This window comes from Streptomyces sp. NPDC098781, from assembly GCF_044759995.1.
Lineage (GTDB): Bacteria > Actinomycetota > Actinomycetes > Streptomycetales > Streptomycetaceae > Streptomyces.
Map to the genome: position 1 here is coordinate 23673 of NZ_JBIWAK010000010.1, position 23585 is coordinate 47257.

Here is a 23585-nt window from a genome sequence, read left to right on the forward strand (position 1 = left end):
CTGCCGGGCCCACGAGGAGGCCCGATGCCGTCGGAACGAGCAGAGGTGCAGGTCAGGTCAGGAGCCGAGGAAGACCTCGAAGCCCTCACCGACATCTACAACCACTACGTACGTGAGACGGCCATCACCTTCGATACGGCGGTCTTCACGCCGGAAGAGCGCCGCCCCTGGCTGCTCTCCCACCCTGAAGACGGCCCCCACCGGCTGAAGGTTGCCGTGGAGGTGGGGCCCGAAGGGAACTCACAGCGGATTCTGGGCTACGCCACATCCAGCCCCTTTCGCGCCAAGCCCGCCTACGAGACCTCCGTGGAGGTCACCGTCTATCTCGCGCCGGACGCCGGCCGGCGCGGCATCGGCACCCTCCTCTACAAGGCCCTGTTCGAGACACTGGCCGAGGAGGACGTGCACCGCGCCTACGCGGGCATCGCCCAGCCGAACGAGGCGTCCACCCGGCTGCACGAGCGGTTCGGCTTCCGGTACGTCGGCACGTATCGCGAGGTGGGCCGCAAGTTCGGCCGGTACTGGGACGTGGCCTGGTACGAGAAGGAGCTGTAGGCGCGGCGAGGAGCCTCAGCCGAACTGCACCGACCGCTTCGCCAGCCCCATCCAGAACCCGTCGATCACGGACTTCGGGCCCGCCTGCTCACCGGCCGCGTCCGCGGCGCCCATGGTCACGAACAGCGGGGCGAAGTGCTCGGTGCGCGGGTGGGCGTAGCGGCCGGCCGGTGACTTGTGCAGGAAGTCCAGCAGGGCGTCCCGGTCGCCGCTCTCCAGGGCCCGGCGGCCCCAGTCGTCGAACTCCGCGGACCAGGCGGGGATGCCGCCCTGCCGCAGGGCGGCCAGGTTGTGGGTGAAGAAGCCGGAGCCGACGATCAGCACGCCCTCGTCGCGCAGCGGCGCCAGCCTGCGGCCGATCTCCACGAGCCGCACGGGGTCCAGGGTCGGCATGGAGATCTGGAGGACGGGGATGTCGGCCTCGGGGTACATCTCGACGAGCGGGACGTAGGCGCCGTGGTCGAGTCCGCGGTCCGGGATGTCCTGCACGGGCATGCCGGGTGCACGCAGCAGCTTCCGTACGGATTCGGCGAGCTCAGGGGCGCCGGGGGCCGGGTAGGTCACCTGGTAGTAGTGCTCGGGAAATCCCCAGAAGTCGTAGACGAGAGGAACGCGCTCGGTGGCACCGATGGCCAGGGGGGCCTCCTCCCAGTGGGCGGAGACCATGAGGATCGCCTTGGGGCGCGGCAGGTCCGCGGACCAGGCCGCGAGTTCGCCGGGCCAGACCGGGTCGTCCGCGAGCGGCGGGGCGCCGTGGCTGAGGTAGAGGGCGGGCATGCGCTCCTGCGCGGCGGCGGACATGACGGCGGCTCCCTCCGATTGCCTGGAGTTGCTTCAAAACTAAAGCTTTCGGTTCTCGGAAACCGTACGTCCAAGTGATTAAAGTTTCAAGGAGAGCTCTCGTAGAGTGGGATACATGAATACGGCATCGACCTCCGCGCCGCCCGCATCCGACGCGACCGCTCCCCCGCGGGAAACGCGCTGGCTCACCGCCGAGGAGCAGCAGGTCTGGCGCTCCTACATCGAGGCGACCACCCTGCTCTGGGACCACATGGACCGCCAGCTCCAGCGGGACGCGGGCATGCCGCACATCTACTACGGCCTCCTGGTCAAGCTCGCCGAGTCCCCGCACCGGCGGCTGCGGATGACCGAACTGGCGATGCTCGCGAAGATCACGCGTTCCCGGCTCTCGCACGCCATCGCCCGGCTGGAGAAGAGCGGCTGGGTGCGGCGCGAGGACTGTCCCGACGACAAGCGGGGTCAGTTCGCGGTGCTGACGGAGGCGGGCATGGCGATGCTGGGGGAGGCCGCGCCCGGCCATGTGGAGGCCGTGCGCCAGGCGGTCTTCGACCGGCTCACACCGGAACAGCAGAAGGCCCTCGGCGAGATCATGCTGATCGTCGCCAAGGGCCTTCAGCCCAGCGAAGCGGGTGCGGACCTGCCCTGGCTCCGCTGAACCGCTCATTCAGCGAGCCGGGGCAGGTCCTTGAAGGCGGTACGTACGGAGCGTCCCCATCCCCGTACGTACCCGCCCGGTCCCAAGGGGTACGACCTGACGGCCGTCACCGGTCTCAGTGCGCGACGACCGGCACCGGGACCTCGTCCGCGGCGCCCTCCTCGGAGGAGGCCACCGTCGTGCCGTCCGGACGGCCGGCGTTGATGCAGGTGAACGCGATGCCCGCGGCCACGACCAGGATGCCGACGGCGAACCAGATGGCGTTGGCATAGCCGTGCACCATGCCCTCCAGCTGGACCAGCTGCTGCTGGGACCTGCTGGACGCGCCGGCGATGTGGTCGGCGATGTAGGACGTGGTCGCCGAGGCGGCGATCGTGTTCAGCAGGGCCGTACCGATCGCGCCGCCCACCTGCTGCGAGGTGTTGACCATCGCGGAGGCGACACCGGCGTCCTGCGGCTTGACGCCCATGGTGGCCAGCGACATGGCCGGCATGAACGCCGTACCCATACCGAGGCCGAGCAGCACCATCGCGGGCAGCAGGAGCGCGGCGTACGACGAGCCGATCTCCAGCTGGGTCAGGAGCAGCATGCCGAGCGCGGCGACCAGGAAGCCGGGGCCCATCAGCAGCCGCGGCGCGACCCGGGTCATCAGACGGGTGCCGATCTGGGTGGAACCGACGATCATGCCCGCGATCATCGGCAGGAAGGCGAAGCCGGTCTTCACCGGCGAGTAGCCCTTGACGATCTGGAGGTAGTAGGTCAGGAACAGGAACAGGCCGAACATCGCGATGATCGCGAGGCCGAGCGAGAGGTAGATACCGCCGCGGTTGCGCTCGGTGACCACGCGCAGGGGCAGCAGCGGGGCCTTGACCCTGGCCTCGATGAGGACGAAGGCCAGCAGCAGCACGCCGGAGGCGACGAACATGCCGATGGTCGTGGAGTCGCCCCAGCCGTTGGACTCGGCACGGGTGAAGCCGTAGACCAGCGCGACCAGACCGAGGGTGGAGAGGATCACGCCGGGGATGTCCAGCGAGGAGCGGTTGCGGCCGCCCTCGGGCTCACGGATGACGAACCAGGCACCGGCCGCGGCGATGATGGCGAACGGGATGTTCACGAAGAACGTCCAGCGCCAGTCCAGGTACTCGGTGAGGAACCCGCCGAGGATCAGACCGACGGCGCCGCCACCACCGGCGATGGCGCCGTAGATGCCGAACGCCTTCGCGCGCTCCTTGGCGTCGGTGAACATCACCGCGAGCAGCGAGAGCGCGGCCGGGGCGAGCAGCGCGCCGAACGCACCCTGGAGGGCGCGGGCGCCGAACATCATGGCCTCGTTGGTGGCCGCCCCGCCGAGCGCGGAGGCCGCGGCGAAGCCGCCCAGACCGACGACGAAGGCGCGCTTGCGTCCCCACAGGTCGGCGATACGTCCGCCGAACAGCAGCAGACCACCGAAGGCGAGGGCGTAGGCCGTGACGACCCACTGCCGGTTGCCGTCGGAGATGCCCAGGTCCTGCTGGGCGGAGGGCAGGGCGATGTTCACGATGGTCGCGTCGAGCACGACCATCAGCTGGGCTATCGCGATGAACGCGAGGGCTTTCCAGCGGTTGGGATCGGCGGCGCCGAGGGCGCTGCCGGGAGCCTTTGCGGCCGTTTCAGACATGGGTCTACCCACTTCGGGACTTCGTGACGGAAAAAGGGATTCGTACGCGAAAAACGGAAACGAAAGGGGACGGCTCGTCGGCACTGACGGCCGGTGAGACGAGTGATGACGAGTGATGACGAGTGATGGAGCTACGTGACTGGGTTGCTGTGAGTTGCCTGACTGAGACGCGAGATACGCGATGCGCGATGGCTTGATGGCGTGATGTGCAGTGCTGACCGCTGTCGTGCTCAAGACTGATCGGTCAGGCCTGGCGCAGGTCCTCCATGGTCAGCGCCGTGCCCGGCAGAACCGAACGGGCCGGGGCCCGCAGTCCGTCCAGGAACAGCTGAAGATGACGGTGGACATAGCGGTCGACCACATTGCACCCGGTCCCCGCCGGGGGCCGGCTGAGCTGGGCGGCGGCGATCATGACATCGCCGACGTCCACGTCGGAGCGGAGCTGGCCGGCCGCCTTGGCGCGGTCCATGATCGCGCCGATGAGCTGCTCGGCACGCTCCCGCGAGGACTCCAGGTCCGGGTGGTTCTGGTCGAAAGTGCTCTGGACCATCGGGCACAGCGCGCTGATCCGCTCGTCAGCGGCCGCGTGCACGAAACGCTCCAGGGCCTCGAAGGCGTCCCCGGTCTGCGCGAGGGCCGTTTCGGCCGCCGCCACCGTACGGTCCATGACGGTGCAGACGACCTCGCGGACCAGCGCGTCGCGGTCGGGGAAGTTGCGGTACACCGTGGCGTTGCCGACGCCGGCCCGGCGGGCGATCTCGTCGAGCGGCACATCCGGGCCGAACTCGACGAACATCTCCTGGGCGGCGGTGACGATCCGCTCCCGGTTACGCAGGGCGTCGGCGCGCGGCCGGGGCGCCTTGCGCGGTACGGGGGTCACGGTCTGCACGGCGTACTCCTGATGTTGCTGGTGCTTACTGAGTCTGGTGTTGCTGCGTCCGACTGAATCTGGTGCTGCTGCGTCCGACGATCCGGGGACGACGTCCCCGTTTCGCTCGCACGTAGGGCTAAACGGGGAGACGGTCCCCGGTTATTTCCCGCTTCCGAAGAGATTTCTTGTGACCTGAATCACATAGTCTCGCCGCAAGAACCCACGTTCGGTCTCATCCAGCGCGCGTCCGCGCACCCCTCGACACAGGGTGATCGAGAGGGTGCAGCGCGCAGGCCGGCGGGCTGCCATGGACTGAAGGGCCCATGCATGCAGCCGAGCCGACGGATACGCACCCGCCGTGTGGCCGCCCTCGCCTCCGTCACCGCCCTGACCCTCGCGGTGACCACGTCGGCAGGCACCGGGCACCTCACGGCGGGCTCCTCGACGGTGGCCGGAGCGGGCCCGATCTCGCCGGAACACCCCTCTGCCCTGCGGCCCTGCATGATCAGCGGCCGGCCGACGATCCAGATGTCCGAGGGCGTGCCGACGGTGCGCGGCTACTCCCGCTCCACCGGCAGCGTGCGCGCGCTGACCGTGATGGTCGACTTCCCCGACGCACCCGGTCCGGGCCTCGCCCTCGACCGCTTCTCGGAGTTCTTCCCGCAGACCCAGGACTGGTTCCGCACCAGCTCCTACGGCCGCCTCGACTACCGCGCCGAGACCCCGATCCCCGGCTGGCTGCGGATGCCCAAGTCGTTCCGGGCGTACGGCATAGAGCGCGGCGCCCCCTTCGACCCCGGCTACCGGAAACTGGTCCAGGACATCGTGGTCGCGGCCGATCCCAAGGTGGACTTCCGGTCGTACGACTTCCTGAACGTACTGGTGTCACCGAACGCCGGCCCGTCGGCCCTGGACACGGTCCTGTCGGTGACCTTCGCGGGCAACGCCGAGGCTCCGGTCGCCGACGGCGTCTCGGTGGCCAACGCCTCCTTCGTCTACTCCCGCCAGGACGACGGCTCCGGCACCTACCACCGCACCGGCTACCGGGTCCTCCCCCACGAGAACGGCCATGTCTTCGGCCTGCCCGACCTGTACACCGCCGAGGGCGGCGGCGCGGTCGGCCACTGGGACATCATGAGCGAGGACTGGGGCGCCAACAACGACATGCTCGGCTGGCACAAGTGGAAGCTCGGCTGGCTGGACGCGGCACAGATACGCTGCGCGGCGACCCCGGGGACCACCGAGTACGCCCTGACCCCGCTGGCCCGCGAGGGCGGCCCGAAGCTGGTGTTCATACCCCTGGACCGCCGCACCGGATACGCCCTCGAACTACGCACCCGCGAGGGCAACGACGAGGCCGTGTGCCGCCCCGGCGTGCTGATCTACAAGGTCGACGCGGACGTGGACACCGGGATGGGACCGGTGAAGGTCCACGACTCCCACGAGAACAGCGGGGGGTGCACGCGCAGCCCGAACGTCCATGCCGAGTTGTCGGACGCGACGTTCGTGGCCGGGGAGGAATTCCGGGACGAGAAGCGGGGGGTGCGGGTGGCGGTGGTGGGGGTGGATCTGACCGGGGGGTATCGGGTGCGGGTCAGTCGGGGGTAGGGGCGGGTGACTTCTGCGGGGCGGGGCTTTGGTTCGGCATGGATGGGCGGGGGGTGTGGCTGGGCCGGCGTGCCGTACGCGCGTGGGGCGCCCGAGGTCGGCGTACGCGCGCGGGTGTCGGATCACGGGATTACGGTTAGGGCTGCCGCGAACGCCGTACGGAGAGCAGATGCCCGCGAAGACGACCCTGGACGACGACCGTGCCCTACCGGTGGAGGCGGTCACTCCGCTGATCCGGGGTGTCGCGGTGCTACGGCGGCTGACGGAGGCCGGCGGGACGCTCAGCGCAAGCGGGCTGGAACGGAGCACCGGCCTGGCCCGCTCCACGGTCGACCGGATCACATCCACGCTCGCGCGCATGGGATACGTCCGCCTCGACGGCCGCGACATCGCGCTGGCGCCCCGCGTGATGGAACTGGGCAACGCCTATCTGGCCGCCCTCGGCCTGCCCGCACTGCTCTCCTCGCACGCGGACGCGCTCGCCGACGAGTTGGACGAGTCGGTGTCGCTCGCGGTCGCCGACCGTGACGGCATCCGCTTCATCCACCAGGCGACCCGCCGCCGCGCGATGTCCCTCAGCTTCCGCATCGGCGACCTGCTGCCGGCCGAACGCACCGCGCCGGGCCCGCTGTTCGCGACGGAATGGACCGAGCCGGAGTGGCGGGCGTGGCGCGAGCGCCGGGCGAAGGACCCCGAGGACCGGGGCTTTCCGGCGGCACCGTGGCAGGTGCACTCCTCCTCCGACGAGGACTTCGAACGCCGGGCGGCGCGGGCGCGGCGGGACGGCTGGGCGCTGGACGACCAGTTGATCGAGCCGGGGCTGGTCGCGATGGCCGTACCGGTGAAGGACCCGCGGGCGGGCGGCCGTATCGCCTGCGTGGTGAGCGTGGTGAGTCACACGAGCCGGCACACGGCCGCGGACCTGCGCGAGACGCTCCTCCCCCGCCTGCGGACGGCGGTCACCGAGATGGAACGCACCCTGCGCGAGGCCCCGCAACCGCGCCCCGCCCACACTCCGGCGGGCCTCGCGACCTGGACGGGCGCCTCCAAGCAGGAGCTCGGCAGGGAGTTCGTGGAGTCGCTGGCGCGCGGACTGACCGTACTGACCGCCTTCGGCGAGGACCGGGCGGAACTGACGCTCACGGACGTGGCGAACGCGACCGGCCTGGCCCGCGCGACGGCCCGACGCGCGCTCATCACCTACGAACACCTGGGCCTGGTACGCCAGTCGGGAACCCGGACCTTCACTCTCACCCCCCGGGTACTGTCCCTCGGCTACCCACCCCTCTCCCGCACGACCCTGTCCCAGATCGCGACCCCCCACCTGGCCGAACTCGCCGACCGTGTCCACGAGTCGGCGTCCCTCGCCGTGCTGACGCCGTCGGCCGAGGAGGTCCAGTACATCGCCCGGGCCGCCACGAGCCGCGTGATGAGCGTCAACATCACGGTCGGCACGCGGTTGCCGGCGTACGCGACGTCGCTGGGCCGGGTGCTGCTGGCCGACCGCCCGTCCGACGACCTCCGGCTGCCGCCGGGCGTACCAGGCGCTCTCCGCCCCCTCACACCCCACACCATCACGGACCCCACAGCCCTGACCGCCGTCCTGGCGGAAGCCCGAACCCGTGGGTACGCCCTGGTCGACGAGGAGTTGGAGGCGGGCCTGCGCTCGGTGGCGGTACCGGTACGGGACCGCACGGGCCAGGTGGTCGCCGCGCTGAACGTGGCGATGCATGCGGCACGGCGGTCGGTGGAGGAGTGCGTACGGGATGTCCTGCCGGAGCTGGTGGAGACGGCTGGGCGGGTGGAGGGGGAGTTGGCGGTGGCTGGGCGGTTTGGTGGGGTGGCGGTGGCTTGAGGGGGTGAGGGATGAGGGGGGCCTTCCCCGGTAGGCCGCTCAACCGTCGTATGGCCGGGCGGCCCGGCCCTCGCGCAGAGTCAGCCCCCACCACGCGAGCTGGTCGAGCAGGACGTCGGCGGCCTTGGTGGTGCCGTCCTGGTCATGCGGGCGGCCCTCGTCGTCGAACTGCTCCCAGGCCATGTGAAAGCTGACGGTGTCGCGCAGGGTGACGGCGTGCAGCTCGGCGAAGACCTGACGCAACTGCTCGACGGCGCGCTGGCCGCCGGCCATACCGCCGTAGGAGACGAAGCCGACCGGCTTGGCCCGCCACTCCCCGTAGACGTAGTCGATGGCCAGCTTCAGGGCGGCGGGGTATCCGTGGTTGTACTCGGGAGTGACGACGACGAATCCATCGAGCCCACCGATGCGCTGCGCCAGCGTCGGCGCGTCGGTGGGCTCCAGGGTGAGCTTGAGCTCGCCGGCGAGGGCGGGCTCGGACAGATCGATGACATGCGTCTCCATGTCCTCCCGCCGCCCGATCTCACCGACGAACCACTGAGCCACCTTGTCGGCGAACCGCCCGGGACGAACGCTGCCGATGACGACGCCGATCTTGAGGGGGGTCGGGGAGGGGGTGGTGGGGGCGGCCTGGGCAGCGTGGGGCATCGGGGTCTCGGGGGCGCGGGACATGGGTGTACCTCGATTTCCGGGATCGGTGGGAGTGATGGGGAGTGATCGCGGGGCGGTGGTGGAGTGGCCCCGTGGAAGCAACGTAAAATCTCAAGTTAAGTTGAGGTCAAGCGTGGCGAGACGGCCCACGTCGGATCACCGAGCCGCGCTGTCGATCACCCACAACCAGGGCGAACCCCGAGGGACGGATCCGCTACGCTGTCAGGGCACCTTCCGCCTTCGTAGCTCAGGGGATAGAGCACCGCTCTCCTAAAGCGGGTGTCGCAGGTTCGAATCCTGCCGGGGGCACAGAGAAACACCTGGTCAGAGGCCCTTCCGTCCATCGGACGGGAGGGCCTTCGTACTCGCAGCACACATATGGCACACATGCGGCTGCGGGCAGAGGTGGGGAGCTGTGCGACTGCCTGCGAAGGACGAGCTGGCCCGGCGCCGGTACGAGAGGCTGGTCGCCCGGCTTGAGTCGTTGATGCGGGCCGCGCTGAAGCCGGAGTACGAGGGTTACTACGGGCAGTTCATCCTTGGCGCTGACGATCTTGCGGAGATGGGCGAGCTCAAGGACGTCCGGCGTGCCGCCAGGGAAGCGGGACGGCGTATCGGCTGGAAGGCGACCACCCGTCTCGTCGGTGACAGGCTCTTCGTCCTCGACGAGCGAAAGGCTCCTGAGGAGATCGAGCGGCTGGCCGGAGATGCAGCCGCTGCCGCGATCGACCGGGCCCGGCAGGAAAGCCACCGGCCGCGCGGCTGACCTGATCCGGCGGAAACGCAAGGCGCCGCCCCACCGCATCAGCGCGGTGGGGCAGCGCCCTCGGTTACAGCTCCCCGGCACGGATCAGGCACACATCACGCAGCATCGTCCTCTAGGGCGGCTATGGTCTCGGCGGCCTCACGGGCCTTCCGCTGCGCCTTCTCCAGCTTGGCCTTCGCCTTGGCCAGTTGCTTGGAGCGGCGCTTGTGCATCTTCTTCGAGACCTCGTCCAGGCGGTCGGGGAAGAGGTGCCCGTACGTGTCCAGGGTCAGCGTCGCGGACTTGTGGCCCAGCATCGTCTGTACGACGTTGACGTCCGCGCCGCTGGCGATGGCGAGCGAGGCGGCTGTGTGCCATAGCTTGTGCGGGGTGATCTTGAGATGCCCAAGCCCAACCTTCACGACCGCCGGCGCGAAGAACCGCTAACGGAAGTTGCGGGCCCGCAGCGGTCCGCCCTGCGGGGCGGTGAAGAGCAACTCCTCATCTCCCCGCCCCTGGACGTGGGGGTTCAGCTCCTCTGCCAGGAACCGCGGGATCGGTACGGATCGGCGCTCGTGATTCTTGGGGGTGTCGAGGTAGAGCTTGCCGTTGTCCTCGGCGTACGCCTCGACGATGTGGGCCCGGCACGCGTCCAGGTCTCCGCGGCCCACCTTCAGCGCGGACGCCTCGCCCCAGCGCAGGCCGGTGTAGGCCAACAGCAGGATGAACACCCGGTAGGCTCCTGACGCGTTGGCCAGCGCGTCGACCTGAAAGTCGTCGAGGTACACGTGGTCAGCCGGCATCGCCTTCGGCAGGGGCACGCCGACAGCCGGGTTGACTGCCAGGCGGCGGGCCTTGACCGCATAGCCGAGGACGCGGCTGAGGACGACGTACGCCTTGCGGACCGACCGGGGGCTGAGGTTCCTGCCGCCGGTCGCCTCGCCGGACGGCAGGTCCGCGAGCCACTCGGCGATGTCCTCGAAGTGGATGCGGTCCAGTGGGGTGGTGCCCCACTTCGGGATGACGTGGACGTCGAGAACACCGCGGTAGCGAGCCCGCGTTGAACGCTTGAGGTGGAGCTGCGCGGCCAGCCAGGACTCCGCCACCTCTGCGAACTTCACGCGCGCGGCTGCGGGATCACGATAGGAGCCGTCGCTGAGACGCGACTCCACCCTCGTCCGCTCCGCCTCGGCGTCGCCCTTGCGGGCGAAGGTCTTCATCTTCGGCTTGCCGTCGGGGCCGTACCAGCGCACGCGGTAGCGCCCCGACGGCGTACGCCCGGCCCGCTTGGCTCCCGCCACGGCCTCTACGTACGCCGCGTGCCCTATGCGGTCCTCAATCCAGACCCGCGCCAACTAGCACCCCCTCCGGTCATCACGGGACACCGACGGGAGCGGCAGGAGCAGGGTCGTGGGAGCAACACCGGGCGCCGCGGCGATGGCGACGAGGTCGTCGATGTCGCAGCGGCGGCGGGCGCGCTCGGTGCGGCTGAGGGCGGTGTTGGTCATCGGGCGGCCCAGTGCGGTGCAGCGGGCGGCGAGCTGGTGCTGGGTCAGGCCGCGCACGAGGCGTAGTTGCTCGATGGCGCGGGCGGTGTGGAGGCCGGCGGGGCCTATTTCGACAGGTCGGTTTGGCATGACAGATAGCTTTAGCTTGCAATCGGCCGCCGTGGCAATAGTTTGCTCAACTACCCGAGAAAAGTGATCGCGACTGCCTCTATTCCATTTTTCTTGAGTAAGCGGGGCCGGGGTGAAGGTGTCCCCTCACGCTGGGTCCGTCGGGCCAGCGGATGCCCTGAGCAGCTATGTTTCCCCCGCCAGGGCAGGGGGACGGAAATCAGGGGTCCGGTTGACAGCGATTTCGGCAACCGGGGATCCGCCCTTACTGTTTTGTCATCGGGCCATGCCGAGAAGTTGTACGGAGTTTCAAAGTAAACACTGGGCTTCTTCGCCGACGCTGTGGCTTTGTTGTCCAGGCCCGATTGACCGATACCGAAAAGGAGCCCTGTGCCGAACCCTTCCGCCCGCCACACCCGCACCCCCGCCGCCGCCACCGCCGATGCGACCAGGCGCGGCCCGCTGGCCACCCCCGCGGAGGTCGCCGCGTACCTCGGGGTGCCGGTGAAGACGCTCTACCAGTGGAAGTACCGGGGCATCGGCCCCAACGTGCACAAGGTCGGCCGTCACCTGCGCTACCACTGGCACGAGGTGGACGCCTGGCTGAACGCCCAGGCCACGTACGACCTCGCGGTCTGAAACCCGTCTCGGGACAGCGAAGCGGCTCCCGGCGAGCCACCGCCGGGAGCCGGGGGAGTCGCTGCCTCATCGCCCTTGCCCGAACGATCGAACCGGTGCGGCCGAACCTTGCCCGTCCAGCCGCACCAGAGAGGAACGCCTGTGGACGAACCTACGTCCTCCACCGCCCCCACCTCGACGCCCGACGTGCCGCCCGGCGTCGCCATTCCCGGCCAGTCGGCCATTCCCGCCACACCTCCCGCAGACCAGGACCGCGACGGCGCGGCCTCAGCAGGGCCACTGCCCGAGGGCGCGCAGATCCTGGCTGCCCTGCGGGCGCAGCTCCGGCGGTACGTGGCGATGCCGAGCGAGGAGGCCGTCACGGCCGTGGCGCTGTGGATCGCTGCGACGCATCTGCAGCGTGCGTGGCAGCACGCACCTCGCCTGGCGATCGTCGCTCCGGAGAAGCGGTGCGGTAAGTCCCGCCTGCTGGACATCGTGACGGAGACCGTGCACAACCGCCTGATCACGGTCAACGCCAGCGCGGCGGCAATCTTCCGGTCGATCGACGGGGACGACCCGCCCACCCTCCTGGTCGACGAGGCCGACACGCTCTTCAGCAGCCCCAGGGCCGCGGAGAAGAACGAGGAGGTACGCGGGCTGATCAATGCCGGTCACCAGCGCGGCTGGCCCACCCTGCGGGTATCCGGGCCCGAGCACCAGGTGCAGGAGTTCCCCACCTTCGCCATGGCCGCACTCGCCGGGATCGGCGACCTGCCCGACACGATCCAGGACCGGGCGGTGGTCATCCGCATGCGCCGCCGCGCGGCGGGCGAGAAGGTTGCATCCTTCCGCACCGGCCGGGACACCCCCGCCCTGAACGCGATCCGCGACCGCCTCCACGCCTGGCTCCAGCCGCTGTATGCCCAGGCCATGGAGATGGAGCCGCCCATGCCGGTCGAGGACCGCGCGGCGGACACCTGGGAACCGCTGGTCATCATCGCCGACCTCGCCGGGGGCGACTGGCCCGCGCTCGCACGCACCGCCTGCCGCACCATGACCGACTACGAGGCCGGCCAAGACGAGGAGGCCGGGCTGCGCACCCGCCTCCTCGTCGGCATCCGCCGCGCCTTCGCCACTGTGGGCGATCCGACCGTGCTCAGCACGAAACACCTGCTGGAGTCCCTGAGCGCGGACAGGGAAGCACCGTGGGCGGAATACGGCGCCAACGGGCTGACCCCGCGCGGACTGCATCTGCTCCTGAAGCCCTACGGCATCGGCTCGGCCAACCGCCGCTTCCCCGACGGCACCCAGGCCAAGGGCTTCGCGCGCAACCAATTCCTCGACACCTGGGCGCGCTACTGCCCCGAACCGAAGGCGGCGGACGCGCCCGCCTCGTCAGCCGACGGGCCGCTGCCTGGCACCGCAGCCTGACTCGACACCACTCGCATCACTCGTCCCCGCGCAGGTCAGCGCGGGGACGAGTGAACAGCCCGCAACGAGTCGTCTCGACATCACCACGCCACTCGAACCTGTGCTGACCAGGCACGCGACGAGTGGTACGAGTCCCAGCACCTCGCAGCCACAGCGCCCTGCCCCACTGCCGGCCTGCTCGCAGGTGCCCCCACCCACCGGAGGTCTCCCCTACCCCCGCACGAACCCACCACACCCGAGCCCGCCGTACCCAAGACCGGCGCCATCCGCTTCGGCATCGCCCTGCTCGGCACGATCGGCTTCGTCCTGTCCTACGACGCCCTGCGGCAGATGGCCGTCGCCGCCCACATCCGCCCGCTCTTCGCCATCGGCTTCCCCCTCGTCATCGACGGGTTCATCGCCATCGGCATCGCCGCCCTGCTCCTGGTACGCGCCGCGTCGACGGCCGCCCGCCTGTACGTGTGGCTCCTCGTCAGCCTTGCGACCGCGCTGAGCATCTGGGCCAACGCGCTCCACGCCGTACGTCTCAACCAGCAGGCCCCGGGCGGCGGTCTGCAGCTCAACGACTGGACCGTAGCCGTGCTCTCCGCGCTCCCGCCGCTCGCGCTGGCCGGCGCGGTGCACTTCTACCAGATCATCCAGAGTGACCTCGCGCTGGCCGCCGACCAGGAAGACACCGACCCGGTAGCCAGCGGCGCCACCTCGGACATTCAGCTGCCCACACACCTCAAGGTGGCGGGCACCCCGCCAGACGTGGCGGAAGACGCTTCCCATGTGGCGGACTTCTCCGCCGCTTCCCCCGCGCCCGACACAGAGGAGCCGGACACCGTCGATACCGAGCTGCTCGCCCTCGCCCGCCGTGCGCCGCGTGGACGCGGAGGCAAAGCCTCACGCCGCCACATCGAGGACGCGGTCCGCAGCACCGGCCGCACGATCGGCAAGGACGAGGCGGAACGCGTCAAGGACGCGCTCCAGGCCGAACTCGACGAAGCCGCAGCAGCCAAACCGAGCGAGACCGCGCCAGCGGCGATCGCCTCCTGACCACCGGCCGCTGCCAACCTCGTCCCGCACCTCTCGTCCCCGCGCACGTCAGCGCGAGGACGAGTCTCCCTTCGGTGACGAGTCGACCCGACATCACCGCACTCCCCGATCCACACCCCACCGAGTAGGCCCCCATGCCAGCACCACAGCACGAACTGCCCACCACACAACAGGAGATGACCACGACCACAGCAACCACCACCGCGTCAGCAAGGTATCCCGCTGGACCGCCCACAGGCCGGTCCCACGGGGAAGCCTCCGCCCCTGGGGTGGCGGAGGCACTCGGGCACCAGGGGGTGCCCGAGAAGGAGGAGCAGCCCGCCGACGCCGACCCCGCCGACCCCGCCGTGTCGCTGCCGCGCGCCGCCGAAGCAGCTGCCCTGCACCGACTCGCCCAACGTCGTAAGCCCGACCCAGGCGGCCGTCGCAAGAAGCGCGTCGATGCCCGTTACAGCGTTGAGGAGAGGGACGCAATCCGTGCCAAGGCCACGTCGCTGAACCTCAGCGGCGCTCACTACGTCGCCGCCGTCACCCTGGCCCACGTTGAAGGTGACCTCACTGTGCCCGGCCTACGCACCCAGCTGGACGACTACATCGACGAGCTGACCGCCCTGCGTCGCGAGGTCGCCGCCATCGGCCACAACATCAACCAGATCGCCAAGAAGCTCAACTCCGGCGGCCATCCACACCCTGGGGACACCGCCGCCCTGGCCCAGGCCGAGCACACGCTGACCGCCGTCGGCGCCACGGTCCGCGACGCGGCGGCGGCCGCGAACCAGGCCGTCGCCAAGAAGGCGGCCCGATGATCGCGAAGATCGGCGGCGGCAAGGACACCGTCGGCCTGATCCGCTACCTCTACGACACCAAGAAAGCCAGGGACCACACCGACCCGCACCTGGTGGCCTCCTGGGACGGCTTCGCCCCCGACCCCGGCCGCGCCGACGACTTCGACACCACGAAGAGACTCCTGGTGGCCGACCTCGACCTGCACCGCAAGCGACGTGCACGAGACCGGCATGACCGCATCCGACTCCGAAGCGCACACGACAGGGTCGGAAATCCTCATCGGGCTCGCAAACGAGTTGCTCGCCGTATGGGACGGGAAACCGGCACGGGGGTACGGCGGCACGGCGGACGTCGTGGCGTACGCCGAGCGGAACCACGTCCCCGTCCGGGTGCTGTGGCCGGAGGGCGCCTCACGCTGACGGGCACTCAGTACCCACCGCATGACTCGCGGCGCGACGCCGGGTCGGTGTCAGTGCGCCAGGGCAGCAGCAGACGACCCAACAGACTTGCGATGTCCGCGGGAAGCGGGTGACGGAGTACGCGCGTGGTGTGGGTCAGTTCGTCAGAAGAAGGGTGGTGGGGGCGGCCACATGCACCAGCCGAGGCTCGCTGCAAGCTTTGCATCGGTTTCCGGCAGGGACCGGGGTCGAGAAAAGAGGGAAGCTGGGGAACGCGCCCCGTGTGGACGGGGAGGGCGCGGCGTCGAGGTCGGGGCAGACGTGCTGGAAGGGCACGCCCGGGGCGATCTCCGCCCATTCGTCGGAGGTGGGGTTCGCTGCGGCGAGACGGCAGGCGCGGGCGACGGGGTCGCGGACCGTGGCACTGAGCTGCGCCATGTTCCAGCGGATGACAGAGCCCGGGTAGTTGTACGTGGTCAGGGTGGTGCCGTCGGAGGACACTGCGAGTTCCGACGCCCGTTCGTCCAGCGTGAGCGACGTGACATGGTGCGGAGCAGCGGGATCCCACACATCCCAGACACCTACCTGGGTGCCGGAGCTGCCGCCCGTCAGCAGTCTGCCGTCCTCGCTGAACGAGTAGGGCCCGTAGTCACTGCCGTTCGGGAGCCGGCTCAGGAACCGGGGCCGACCAGGGTCGGACACATCGAAGAGGAGACCTGCCTCCAGGCCGATGTCCGTCGCCACGAGAGTCTTGCCGTCGGGGGCGAATGCGCGCGGCTTGGGGTACAGAGGGCCGGAGTCTTCATCGGGAGCGGGCAGATCCGACAGCCGGTCGGGCCTGCGCGGGTCGGTGACGTCGTACAGCATCGCGTCGATCGCCAGGAGACGGCTCTTCGGAGCAAACAGGACGTCTGGGGAGCTCTCCCTCTTCACCTTGACGACGCTCAGCCGCCGGGGGTGACCGGTCCGGGAGAGGTCCCACAAGGTGGCTTCGCCCTCCGTGCCGATCGCCATCAGGTCACCTTGGATGGAGAAGGTCAGGTCGTAAATGCTGCTGGACGGGCCGACTTTGAGTCGGAACTCCCGCATCGAGCGAGCGGGGTCCTTCACGTTCCACATCGTCAGGACGCCCTCGGGGCCTTCGACTGCCAGGCGGTCGCCGTCCGCCGAGAACCACTGCGAGCCGTTCGTGAAGCTCCCCGGCGCGTCCATCCGGACAACGCCCGCCGCCCTGCCCGCGGAGCGCCCCGTCAACGGGATCAGGCTAAACTCGCGCTCGGCGGTGGCGAGGGCCAGCAGACGGCCATCGGGGGCGAGGGCATGCGGGACGCCTGGCTCGAGCCACCGGAGGTAGTCCGGGGTGGACAGTGTGACGGGCCTTTCGGCGATGGTGGGGGCCAATCGGCCCGTCAGCGACCAGAACAACACGAACCTGTCGTGGTCACCGCTGGCCAGGGTGCGCCCGTCGGGTGAGAAGGCAAGCGCCGAGATCGTGGTGGCGTGGCCGCTCAGGACGGCGGAACGAACAGGCCGGGCCCCGGAGATGTCCCACACGGTCGCCGTATGATCGGTGCCTCCGGCCGCGAGAAGGCGGCCGTTCCTGCTGAGCGCGACCGCTTCCACCGGGCCGCCGTGGCCGCTGATCATGGCGGTGAGACGGGCGTCGGAGGGCCGGGCGATGTCCCACAGGCGGACCTGGGAGTCACTGGAAGCGGCCGCGAGGGTGTGCCCGTCCCGGCTGATGGCCATGGCGCGCACCGGGCCGCCGGTGCCGTCGAGGGTGCCGAGGCTGCGCGCGCGGTCGGGGTCCCCGACGTCCCACAGCTCCACCGTGCCGTCCTGCCGGCCCAGTGCCAGGACAGTGCCGTCCGGTCCGAAGGCGGCGGCCTGGACGTTGCTCCTCCCCTGCGGGAGCGACGCACGGGCGCGAGCGGCGCCACGCCCCGGCTCCACCGACCACAGCCTGGGCTGCCCGGCGGTCGAGGTGACCAGCATCTGGCCGTCGGGACTGAACGCCGACTCCTCCATGAGCCGCAACCGCAGCGGCATGCTGCCCTGGGGCCGTGGGCGACTGCGGTCCGCGAGGGAGAACCTGCCCAGGGAGGCGTCCGGGTCCGCGCCGGTGAGGAGCAGGGACCTGCCGTCGCCGATCCAGACCGCGGTATCTCCGCTGACACCCTCTTTCTTCGCCACGACCTCGGCGAGGTCCCGTGGCTTGCCAGGACGGGACGTGTCCCACAGCCCCACAGCACCGTCGCCTTCACCGACCGCCAGCGTCCGACCGTCGTCGCTGTAGGTCAGCGAGTCGACCGTGCCCGATGCCTCGAGGGAGCCCGCGTACTGCGTTCCGCCCAGCACATCCATGAGCGTCGCCCGGCTCTGAGGCGAAGGGTCCTCGCGATACGCGGCGACTGCGAGCAGCAGCGCCGCTTTTGGGTCGGTGCCGACGCTCGCGCGGGCTGCAGCCTGGAGTTGGCGGTTCTGTGCCCGCTCGCCGCTGGCCCGGGCGTTCGACCGCTGCTGGAGCGCGATACCCGCGGCCACAAGCGCCACGCACAGCACTACGCCGATCGCCCCGAGCTGTTGCCTCAGCCTGCGCGTCTGGCGCTGTTCCCGACCGAGCGTGTCCTTGAGCTCGCGTGCCTGGCGCTGTTCCCGACCGAGCGTGTCCTTGAGCTCGCGTGCCTGGCGCTGCAGCCGATCGTGCGCGTCCTGAAGTTCGCGCGCACGGCGTTTCTCCTCCTCCTGTTTGGCACGCTCGAGCTCTCTGCTCGCGTCCACGAACTCCTTGTCGAGGGGGCGAACGAGCCGCGCATGCCGTTTCTCGCCCAGCCATTCGACGGCCGCCGCCAGCCGAGTACCGCCGTAGCAGTACTCGCGGTCCTTCCCGGCCCTGTGCCAGGCGTCGGCGGCGTCGGCCAGTTGCTGGCGTGTCACCAACCCGGCCCGGTCCTTCTCGATCCACAGGCGTAGCCTCGGCCAGGCGCGCAACAGCGCTTCGTGGGAAATCTGGGCCGTTGCCTGGTCTACGGTGATCAGCCTGGCCTCGGCGAGCCGGTCGCGTACCCCGACGATCCTGAGCCGCCATTGCTCCGACCGGTCCTCCAGGAGTTCGTCGAGGCCGATTCTGCGGCGCACGGCTTCGTCACTGCTGCTGGCGAGCGTGACCATGCTCAGGAGCAGTTCGCGAAGGGCCTCGCGGCCCGGCCCGTCGAGCTTCTTGTAGATGTCATCGGCCGTACGGGCCACGGATTCCCAGATCCCGCCAGTGGCGGCATATCCGGCATGGGTGAGCAGCGCCCCGCTGCGGTGCACCCAGGTCTCGCGGAGTGCGTGGGCCAGGAATGGCAGCGCGGAGCCGTGGTCGGGGCCGCCGCCTTCCCGGGTGTCCCGCAGCAGTACGTCGACCAGCCTGGGCTCCAGCTGCAATCCGGCGTCGTGGGCGGGGCGTTCGATCGCGGCGCGCAGGCCGTCCTCGTCCATGGGGCCAACGATCAACTGCTCTGTGTGGAGGGCACGGACGAGTTCCGGGTGCTCCAGACAGCTGCCGTAGTGGTCGGCGCGGAGCCCCAGTACGACACGGGTACCGCCGTCGGCGCCCCCGCACAGCGCGCGGATGAAACGGGTGCGCTCATCGCTGTCCCGGCAGCTGGTGAAGATCTCCTCGAACTGGTCCACGACCAGCACCTGGCAGTCACCGTCAGGCAGTCTCCCCTCGTCCAGTTGCCGCTCGATCTCCGGCTGCGGTCTGCCGGAGGCCCTGGCCCACAGTTCGGCGAGGGCGCGCAGCGGCTGAGGTCCGGGGGACGGGAGCAGCAGCGCGGGCCAGGGCGTGGCCGGGTCGGACTCGTAGCGGCGTTCGAGGCCGGCCAGAAGTCCCGCCCGCAGGATCGAGGACTTGCCGACGCCGGAGGCGCCGACGAGGACGAACGGGGCGCGCCCCGTGCCGTTCGCCGAGGTCGTGGGCCGTGTGACCGCGGCGAGCAGGTCGTTGACGAGCGCCTCGCGGCCGAAAAACCGCTCGTGGTCCTCAGCCCGGAACGGCTCCATGCCGGGATACGGGCTGGACGTGCCGTCGGCCGGGTGCGCGGGTGGGTCCCGTGGCGCGGGGGCGGCGCGGTAGGCGCGGTTGGCGGCGAGGACGATGTCGCCAGCCCGGTCCTCGCTCTGCTGGTGGGGGCGTACCGGGCTGTCCTGGAACTGGCGGTCCAGGTGGGCGTACACACCGTCCAGGGTCAGGAAGGCAGGTGCGGAGGAGTCGCCCTCGTGAAGCAGGGTGAGCAGCTTCCCGGTAAAGAGAGTGTGGCGCTCGCCCTCCGGTGCGAAGGAGACCGCGTAGTGCGACGCGGATGTCAGCAGAAAGCTGCCGTTGGGCCGTGCGGAGACGTAGGGGTCACGGATGGATCCTCGTGAGGCGGCGTCGGCGATGCCTGAGAAGCAGCAGTCGAGGAGGACAGCGGTGCGGACATGGCTGCTGCTGAGCGTGTCCCTGATATCCCGGTACGGGATCGAGCGCGCGATGCCGGCCGTGGAGCTGGCTGAGGTGGCGAGGTACAACTGGTCCTGCGGGCCCAGGAGGCCATGCCCGATGAAGGCGAAGAGCACCAGGCCACGGGCCTCGGCCACGGCCCGCTCGACGGACTCGATGACGATGCCCCCGTCGGCGGGGTCGAGGAGGAGCTCGACCTGCGACGTATCCATGCCGCAGACCTTGTGGAGGGCTACGGCCAGGTCGCGGGCCGTAGCCTCGACGCTTAGCAGTTCGTCGAGCCCGGAGCCGCTGGGGTGGCGGCCTGTACCGACGACCACGGCGCGTGTGCCGGGCCCCGCGAGGTCACCGGTGCGCCGCGGCTCAGTCATGGATGGCGGCCGTCAGCCTCGGAATCGGGATCCCCAGCATCCGGCCGGGGCTCCGTTCCGGAGGCATCGGCCGACCCGTCGGCCTCGGTGTTCTGTGGCGTGTGCCGGGCCTGTGCGGCCTGTTGACCCTGCTCGGTCGGCTCCTGCTGGCTCTGCGGCTCGAGGTATCCCGCGATCTGCTGGGCGAGTTCACCCGTCGCTTGGGCGGTAAGTCCCCTGACCCGGTCCGAGGTCACGGTGACCTCGGTGCCGTCGGGGCAGGTAATGGTGACGGTCTGACTGCCGCTGCGGTTCTGCACCCAGGCGACGACCGCCGCCGCCAGCACGGTGGCCACTCCTCCCGGGGCCAGAAACACGGTGATGAGCTCGGTGGCCGTGCCCATGGTGCCCCGGTCCGGCGTCCCCGCGGAGCCTCGTTTCACGCATCCGCGTAGTTCCCGCTGGCGGCCCAACCAACCCCTGAGGTCGTCGGTGCCGATCCGGCCACCGTCGTCCCGCGCCGCGATGGCAATCTGCATTGTTCTCCTGCCGTGGGTCACTGAAGGGCGAACTGCCCGCCATTTTACTGGCGTTCACATCGTCAGTGCGGACGCGCCGACGATCCTCCACCACCAGCTCGGGCTGGAAGATGCGGATCTCCTTCAGCAGGGCGCCGACCGCCATCGCGATCCGCGTCCCGCGAGGCCGTCAGCGGGCACATCCAGGGCACAGTGCAACAGAACACCACGGACCAGTGAAAACTGCCGATCGCAGTTTCCCCTGGTCCGCAGTGCTTTCCCGACGAACCTGCAGGTCCTCCCCACCCCCGTCATTTGATCCTCAAGTGGCATCCGCAGCATCGCGCGACCTCACCACTTCGGCCCTGCCTCCACGGCACGAGGCAGGGGCCTGGCGACCCGCGGGCAAGGCTGCACGAGGAGCTGATGACGTATCAGGTGATCACGCAGAACGGATTCAGCACACATGAGGCCGGGAAACTCCGTGAACACGCGAGAACCACGGAGGGGTGTTTTCCCAGGCCAAACGCCCTACAGCCGATGTTTCCGCAGGTCATAGCCTTGATCAGAGAAAACTCCTAAAGCGGGTGTCGCAGGTTCGAATCCTGCCGGGGGCACAGAACAAAGGGCCAGCTCAGGAGGGTTTTCCTCCCAGGCTGGCCCTTCGCCTGTTCGAGGGCGTGCCACACGCGTGCCGCTGATGCCACGCGGATGCCAAATCACCTAGCCGGAGGCCCCTCCCCCGCCATCACGGATCATGACCCCGAGTCGGTCGGCGATGTCCCCGTCCCTGCCGCTGGTCATGTGTTGATAGATCACAGCATCCCGCGAACTGCCGTGCCCCATGCGCGTCAGTGATTGCCCGCCCTGCGGCCCGACGAAGACGTGAGCGTCACGTCCGGGAGCGGAGAACTGCTCCAGGTGGCGCCTGACGTCGACGAGCAGCTCGGCCGGAAAGGAAATTGGCACGCACCCCGGCCGCAGACTTCGGCGCCTTGTCGAAGGGCCGCCCGGCCACGTGAGAGCTGCGTGTCTTTGCCAGGGATAGTAAATAGCTGGATCTCAAGGTGTTGACGACCTGAGCATCAGCCTGCTCGTTCTCAGCGCTGAGGTCTGTACCTCGGGGGGTACATCTTTCGAGCCTCCCGACTGCCACTGTCACAGTGCCTCCCTCGGAGGACAATGTCAGCCTGCTGGGACAGGCCTTGCATGATCTTGTGGGACAGATGAGAAGGAGAGACAGATGAGTCGCCGCAGGGGGACCCGGAAGGTCCTCGCAGCCGTTACTGCGACTGTGCGTGAGTGGAGCGACGAGGAGGGGTGGGGGGTGCTCGACTCGCCTGAGACTCCCGGAGGGTGCTTCGGTCACTACGCCGACATTCAGGCACCCGGCTTCCGGACGCTGTCACCGGGGCAACAGGTCGATCTCGTCTGGGAAGCACCCGGCTTCAAGCAGGACGGGTACAACTACCGCGCGGTCAGCATCACCCCAAGGCCCGTCTGACATCCACACCTGACATCAACGGCCGCGAACGCCGCCATGCCGACGCGACCACGGCCGGATCGACGACAAGCCGTTCGACGCCGTTTCACGTGCTGACGGGCAAGCCACGGCCAGACCGATGCCTCCGGCGGTGAATCGGCCGACACAGGGATGGAGGGGGACGCTGCTTCCCGACCGTGGGCTCGTCGGGAACTTCGAAGGCGGACAGGCGGCGGATTGGGCTCGTTGGGCCGTTGCCACGTCTGCTGTGGTCCTCTTTAATTCCCACGGGCAGACGCCGTGCCACAAAGGGGGGACACGTGCTGAAGAAGATCGCCGCCATAGGTGCGGCCGCTGCGCTGTGTTGGGGCCTGGGTGTCACGCCCGCGCAGGCGGGGATGGATTACCAGCACGTGTACAGCGCGGCCTATGACGGGGACGAGTGCCTCGATTACCGGTCCGACTACGGGCCCTACACGACAGGCTGCAACGGCGGCGCCTATCAGACCTGGCTGATGACCACTTCACTGGAAACGCTGACCGAACTTCGGCAGAACGTCGGTGACAGGCTGTGTTTGGTCGCCCGCAACGGTAAGCCGACGATGAGGCAGTGCTTGGCCGACGATCCGGCAGCGCTGTGGACCGTGCACAACATCGGTGCCCGTGCGGGCTTCCAGATCATCAACAATGCAACCAAAACCTGTCTTGTCGCGGGATCAGGGACGATCCATCGCGTAACCCTGAACACGTGCGACGGCGGTCTCTCCCGGTTGTGGTTCAGCGCCTGAACGCCACCTGGCGCCCTCGGTGTCCGCCGGGCACCACCGAAGGCAGGGAACCCGGACGAGCCAAGAGGTTGCTCGATGAGTCCATTGGCCCCCCTCGATGTGTTGCCTGCCGGCCGACGGCCGCAGAGCCGGTCAGCGGTACAAGGCGACCAGGGATGCGAGCAGGAGTGCGGCTGCGGCGGAGAGTCCCAGGATTCTGTAGCGGTTCCATGCGGTCACAGCCAGGGAGGCCGCCCACGCTCCGCCCGTGATGGTGGCAGCCCACAGGCCGAACGTCGTCTGCGCGGCGGCGAGAGGGATCGGCGCCAGCAGGATCGTCGGCGGGATGACCGCGAGCCGCGGCCTGATGCCCAACTGCTTGTAGACGACGATCAACGTCATCAGTGCCGTCGCGAACGTCACTGGGATGGCGGTCAGATCCCACCAGGTGAAGCAGATGCCGTCTGTCGTCTCGCATGCCTGGTCGCTGTGGTGCCCGACCCAGGAGAGGAAGAGGGAGGCACCATGGGCCAGCACCGCGCCGGTGGCGGCTGCTCCGGATACGGGTAGCGCAATGGATCTGGGCGTAATGGATCTGGGCGCAATGGATCCGGGTTCTGCGGGGGGCGTGTTCATACCTACAGACTTCCTCGAACGGTGGCCGGGGGCCTGAGTAGGAATACTCAG

General features: G+C 69.4%; 21 protein-coding genes, 1 tRNA gene and 3 pseudogenes. 14 read left to right on the forward strand and 11 right to left on the reverse strand.

The window, feature by feature from the left end:
* Positions 1-24: 24 nt before the first annotated feature.
* Positions 25-555: a GNAT family N-acetyltransferase gene (locus ACIQWG_RS33645; protein ID WP_404102562.1), complete on the forward strand. Its 531-nt coding sequence runs from the start codon at positions 25-27 to the stop codon at positions 553-555.
* Between the two features lie 15 nt (positions 556-570).
* Here the strand turns inward: ACIQWG_RS33645 and ACIQWG_RS33650 are convergent, their stop codons facing one another.
* Positions 571-1356, reverse strand: a complete 786-nt coding sequence (locus ACIQWG_RS33650) for a dioxygenase (RefSeq protein ID WP_404102564.1) — start codon at positions 1354-1356, stop codon at positions 571-573.
* 115 nt (positions 1357-1471) lie between these two features.
* On the opposite strand from ACIQWG_RS33650, the gene ACIQWG_RS33655 reads away from it, so the two are divergent.
* Positions 1472-2011 (forward strand): MarR family winged helix-turn-helix transcriptional regulator, encoded by a 540-nt coding sequence (locus ACIQWG_RS33655; protein ID WP_404102566.1) that lies wholly within the window; start codon positions 1472-1474, stop codon positions 2009-2011.
* A gap of 115 nt (positions 2012-2126) precedes the next feature.
* On the opposite strand, the gene ACIQWG_RS33660 is transcribed toward ACIQWG_RS33655, so the two are convergent.
* Together ACIQWG_RS33660 and ACIQWG_RS33665 are read right to left on the reverse strand one after the other, a co-directional pair.
* Entirely contained in the window at positions 2127-3668 is a 1542-nt protein-coding gene (locus ACIQWG_RS33660; protein ID WP_404102568.1) for an MFS transporter, read from the reverse strand.
* A 244-nt stretch (positions 3669-3912) separates the two neighbouring features.
* Positions 3913-4557, reverse strand: coding sequence for a TetR/AcrR family transcriptional regulator (locus tag ACIQWG_RS33665; protein ID WP_404102570.1), 645 nt, complete (start codon positions 4555-4557; stop codon positions 3913-3915).
* Positions 4558-4866: 309 nt separating this feature from the next.
* Between ACIQWG_RS33665 and ACIQWG_RS33670 the strand changes: the two genes are divergently transcribed.
* Positions 4867-6147, forward strand: coding sequence for a M6 family metalloprotease domain-containing protein (locus tag ACIQWG_RS33670; RefSeq protein ID WP_404102572.1), 1281 nt, complete (start codon positions 4867-4869; stop codon positions 6145-6147).
* Between the two features lie 169 nt (positions 6148-6316).
* Positions 6317-8002, forward strand: coding sequence for an IclR family transcriptional regulator C-terminal domain-containing protein (locus tag ACIQWG_RS33675; RefSeq protein WP_404102574.1), 1686 nt, complete (start codon positions 6317-6319; stop codon positions 8000-8002).
* Positions 8003-8041: 39 nt separating this feature from the next.
* Here ACIQWG_RS33675 and ACIQWG_RS33680 read toward each other — a convergent pair whose 3' ends face one another.
* Positions 8042-8674, reverse strand: coding sequence for an NADPH-dependent FMN reductase (locus tag ACIQWG_RS33680; protein ID WP_404102576.1), 633 nt, complete (start codon positions 8672-8674; stop codon positions 8042-8044).
* A 215-nt stretch (positions 8675-8889) separates the two neighbouring features.
* Between ACIQWG_RS33680 and ACIQWG_RS33685 the strand changes: the two genes are divergently transcribed.
* Together ACIQWG_RS33685 and ACIQWG_RS33690 are read left to right on the forward strand one after the other, a co-directional pair.
* Positions 8890-8962: transfer RNA gene (locus ACIQWG_RS33685), tRNA-Arg, on the forward strand.
* A gap of 106 nt (positions 8963-9068) precedes the next feature.
* Entirely contained in the window at positions 9069-9419 is a 351-nt protein-coding gene (locus tag ACIQWG_RS33690; protein ID WP_404102578.1) for a hypothetical protein, read from the forward strand.
* Positions 9420-9514: 95 nt separating this feature from the next.
* Here ACIQWG_RS33690 and ACIQWG_RS33695 read toward each other — a convergent pair whose 3' ends face one another.
* Genes ACIQWG_RS33695 through ACIQWG_RS33705 form a run of 3 tightly spaced genes read right to left on the reverse strand, consistent with a single transcriptional unit; the run spans position 9515 to position 11035 of the window.
* Entirely contained in the window at positions 9515-9820 is a 306-nt protein-coding gene (locus ACIQWG_RS33695; RefSeq protein ID WP_404102579.1) for a tyrosine-type recombinase/integrase, read from the reverse strand.
* 21 nt (positions 9821-9841) lie between these two features.
* The gene (locus ACIQWG_RS33700; RefSeq protein ID WP_404102580.1) at positions 9842-10699 is read right to left on the reverse strand and encodes a tyrosine-type recombinase/integrase; all 858 of its coding nucleotides are present in this window, start codon (positions 10697-10699) and stop codon (positions 9842-9844) included.
* 54 nt (positions 10700-10753) lie between these two features.
* On the reverse strand, positions 10754-11035 hold the full coding sequence (locus tag ACIQWG_RS33705) for a helix-turn-helix domain-containing protein (protein WP_404102582.1): 282 nt from the start codon (positions 11033-11035) through the stop codon (positions 10754-10756).
* Between the two features lie 369 nt (positions 11036-11404).
* Between ACIQWG_RS33705 and ACIQWG_RS33710 the strand changes: the two genes are divergently transcribed.
* From ACIQWG_RS33710 to ACIQWG_RS33735, 6 genes and pseudogenes are all read left to right on the forward strand, one after another.
* Positions 11405-11653, forward strand: a complete 249-nt coding sequence (locus ACIQWG_RS33710) for a helix-turn-helix transcriptional regulator (RefSeq protein WP_404102584.1) — start codon at positions 11405-11407, stop codon at positions 11651-11653.
* 141 nt (positions 11654-11794) lie between these two features.
* Positions 11795-13066: a DUF3631 domain-containing protein gene (locus ACIQWG_RS33715; protein WP_404102586.1), complete on the forward strand. Its 1272-nt coding sequence runs from the start codon at positions 11795-11797 to the stop codon at positions 13064-13066.
* Between the two features lie 330 nt (positions 13067-13396).
* Positions 13397-14107: a hypothetical protein gene (locus tag ACIQWG_RS33720; protein ID WP_404102588.1), complete on the forward strand. Its 711-nt coding sequence runs from the start codon at positions 13397-13399 to the stop codon at positions 14105-14107.
* A gap of 269 nt (positions 14108-14376) precedes the next feature.
* The gene (locus ACIQWG_RS33725; RefSeq protein ID WP_404102590.1) at positions 14377-14913 is read left to right on the forward strand and encodes a MobC family plasmid mobilization relaxosome protein; all 537 of its coding nucleotides are present in this window, start codon (positions 14377-14379) and stop codon (positions 14911-14913) included.
* Positions 14910-15116: pseudogene (locus ACIQWG_RS33730) on the forward strand (mobilization protein); the annotation flags it as partial. The gene ACIQWG_RS33725 and the pseudogene ACIQWG_RS33730, both read left to right, overlap by 4 nt.
* Positions 15100-15312: pseudogene (locus tag ACIQWG_RS33735) on the forward strand (hypothetical protein); the annotation flags it as partial. The pseudogenes ACIQWG_RS33730 and ACIQWG_RS33735, both read left to right, overlap by 17 nt.
* Before the next feature lie 135 nt (positions 15313-15447).
* On the opposite strand, the gene ACIQWG_RS33740 reads toward ACIQWG_RS33735, so the two are convergent.
* The 3 genes and pseudogenes from ACIQWG_RS33740 to ACIQWG_RS33750 all read right to left on the reverse strand — a co-directional run.
* Positions 15448-20151, reverse strand: coding sequence for a hypothetical protein (locus tag ACIQWG_RS33740; protein ID WP_404102592.1), 4704 nt, complete (start codon positions 20149-20151; stop codon positions 15448-15450).
* On the reverse strand, positions 20148-20669 hold the full coding sequence (locus ACIQWG_RS33745; protein WP_404102594.1) for a hypothetical protein: 522 nt from the start codon (positions 20667-20669) through the stop codon (positions 20148-20150). Before ACIQWG_RS33745 ends, ACIQWG_RS33740 begins: the two co-directional genes overlap by 4 nt.
* A 702-nt stretch (positions 20670-21371) precedes the next feature.
* A pseudogene (locus ACIQWG_RS33750) lies at positions 21372-21648 on the reverse strand (site-specific integrase); the annotation flags it as partial.
* A 243-nt stretch (positions 21649-21891) separates the two neighbouring features.
* Here ACIQWG_RS33750 and ACIQWG_RS33755 point away from each other — a divergent pair.
* Together ACIQWG_RS33755 and ACIQWG_RS33760 are read left to right on the forward strand one after the other, a co-directional pair.
* Positions 21892-22152: a cold-shock protein gene (locus ACIQWG_RS33755; protein WP_404102595.1), complete on the forward strand. Its 261-nt coding sequence runs from the start codon at positions 21892-21894 to the stop codon at positions 22150-22152.
* 299 nt (positions 22153-22451) lie between these two features.
* The gene (locus tag ACIQWG_RS33760; protein ID WP_404102597.1) at positions 22452-22919 is read left to right on the forward strand and encodes an RICIN domain-containing protein; all 468 of its coding nucleotides are present in this window, start codon (positions 22452-22454) and stop codon (positions 22917-22919) included.
* A 132-nt stretch (positions 22920-23051) separates the two neighbouring features.
* On the opposite strand, the gene ACIQWG_RS33765 is transcribed toward ACIQWG_RS33760, so the two are convergent.
* Positions 23052-23534: a hypothetical protein gene (locus ACIQWG_RS33765; RefSeq protein WP_404102599.1), complete on the reverse strand. Its 483-nt coding sequence runs from the start codon at positions 23532-23534 to the stop codon at positions 23052-23054.
* Positions 23535-23585 lie beyond the last annotated feature (51 nt).

Excerpts from the sequence above, each read along its gene's own strand:
- ACIQWG_RS33645 (WP_404102562.1), top strand. The coding sequence starts at position 25 with ATGCCGTCGGAACGAGCAGAGGTGCAGGTCAGGTCAGGAGCCGAGGAA.
- ACIQWG_RS33650 (WP_404102564.1), bottom strand. The coding sequence starts at position 1,356 with ATGTCCGCCGCCGCGCAGGAGCGCATGCCCGCCCTCTACCTCAGCCAC.
- ACIQWG_RS33655 (WP_404102566.1), top strand. The coding sequence starts at position 1,472 with ATGAATACGGCATCGACCTCCGCGCCGCCCGCATCCGACGCGACCGCT.
- ACIQWG_RS33660 (WP_404102568.1), bottom strand. The coding sequence starts at position 3,668 with ATGTCTGAAACGGCCGCAAAGGCTCCCGGCAGCGCCCTCGGCGCCGCC.
- ACIQWG_RS33670 (WP_404102572.1), top strand. The coding sequence starts at position 4,867 with ATGCAGCCGAGCCGACGGATACGCACCCGCCGTGTGGCCGCCCTCGCC.
- ACIQWG_RS33675 (WP_404102574.1), top strand. The coding sequence starts at position 6,317 with ATGCCCGCGAAGACGACCCTGGACGACGACCGTGCCCTACCGGTGGAG.
- ACIQWG_RS33680 (WP_404102576.1), bottom strand. The coding sequence starts at position 8,674 with ATGTCCCGCGCCCCCGAGACCCCGATGCCCCACGCTGCCCAGGCCGCC.
- ACIQWG_RS33705 (WP_404102582.1), bottom strand. The coding sequence starts at position 11,035 with ATGCCAAACCGACCTGTCGAAATAGGCCCCGCCGGCCTCCACACCGCC.
- ACIQWG_RS33720 (WP_404102588.1), top strand. The coding sequence starts at position 13,397 with ATGGCCGTCGCCGCCCACATCCGCCCGCTCTTCGCCATCGGCTTCCCC.
- ACIQWG_RS33740 (WP_404102592.1), bottom strand. The coding sequence starts at position 20,151 with ATGACTGAGCCGCGGCGCACCGGTGACCTCGCGGGGCCCGGCACACGC.
- ACIQWG_RS33745 (WP_404102594.1), bottom strand. The coding sequence starts at position 20,669 with ATGCAGATTGCCATCGCGGCGCGGGACGACGGTGGCCGGATCGGCACC.
- ACIQWG_RS33755 (WP_404102595.1), top strand. The coding sequence starts at position 21,892 with ATGAGTCGCCGCAGGGGGACCCGGAAGGTCCTCGCAGCCGTTACTGCG.
- ACIQWG_RS33765 (WP_404102599.1), bottom strand. The coding sequence starts at position 23,534 with ATGAACACGCCCCCCGCAGAACCCGGATCCATTGCGCCCAGATCCATT.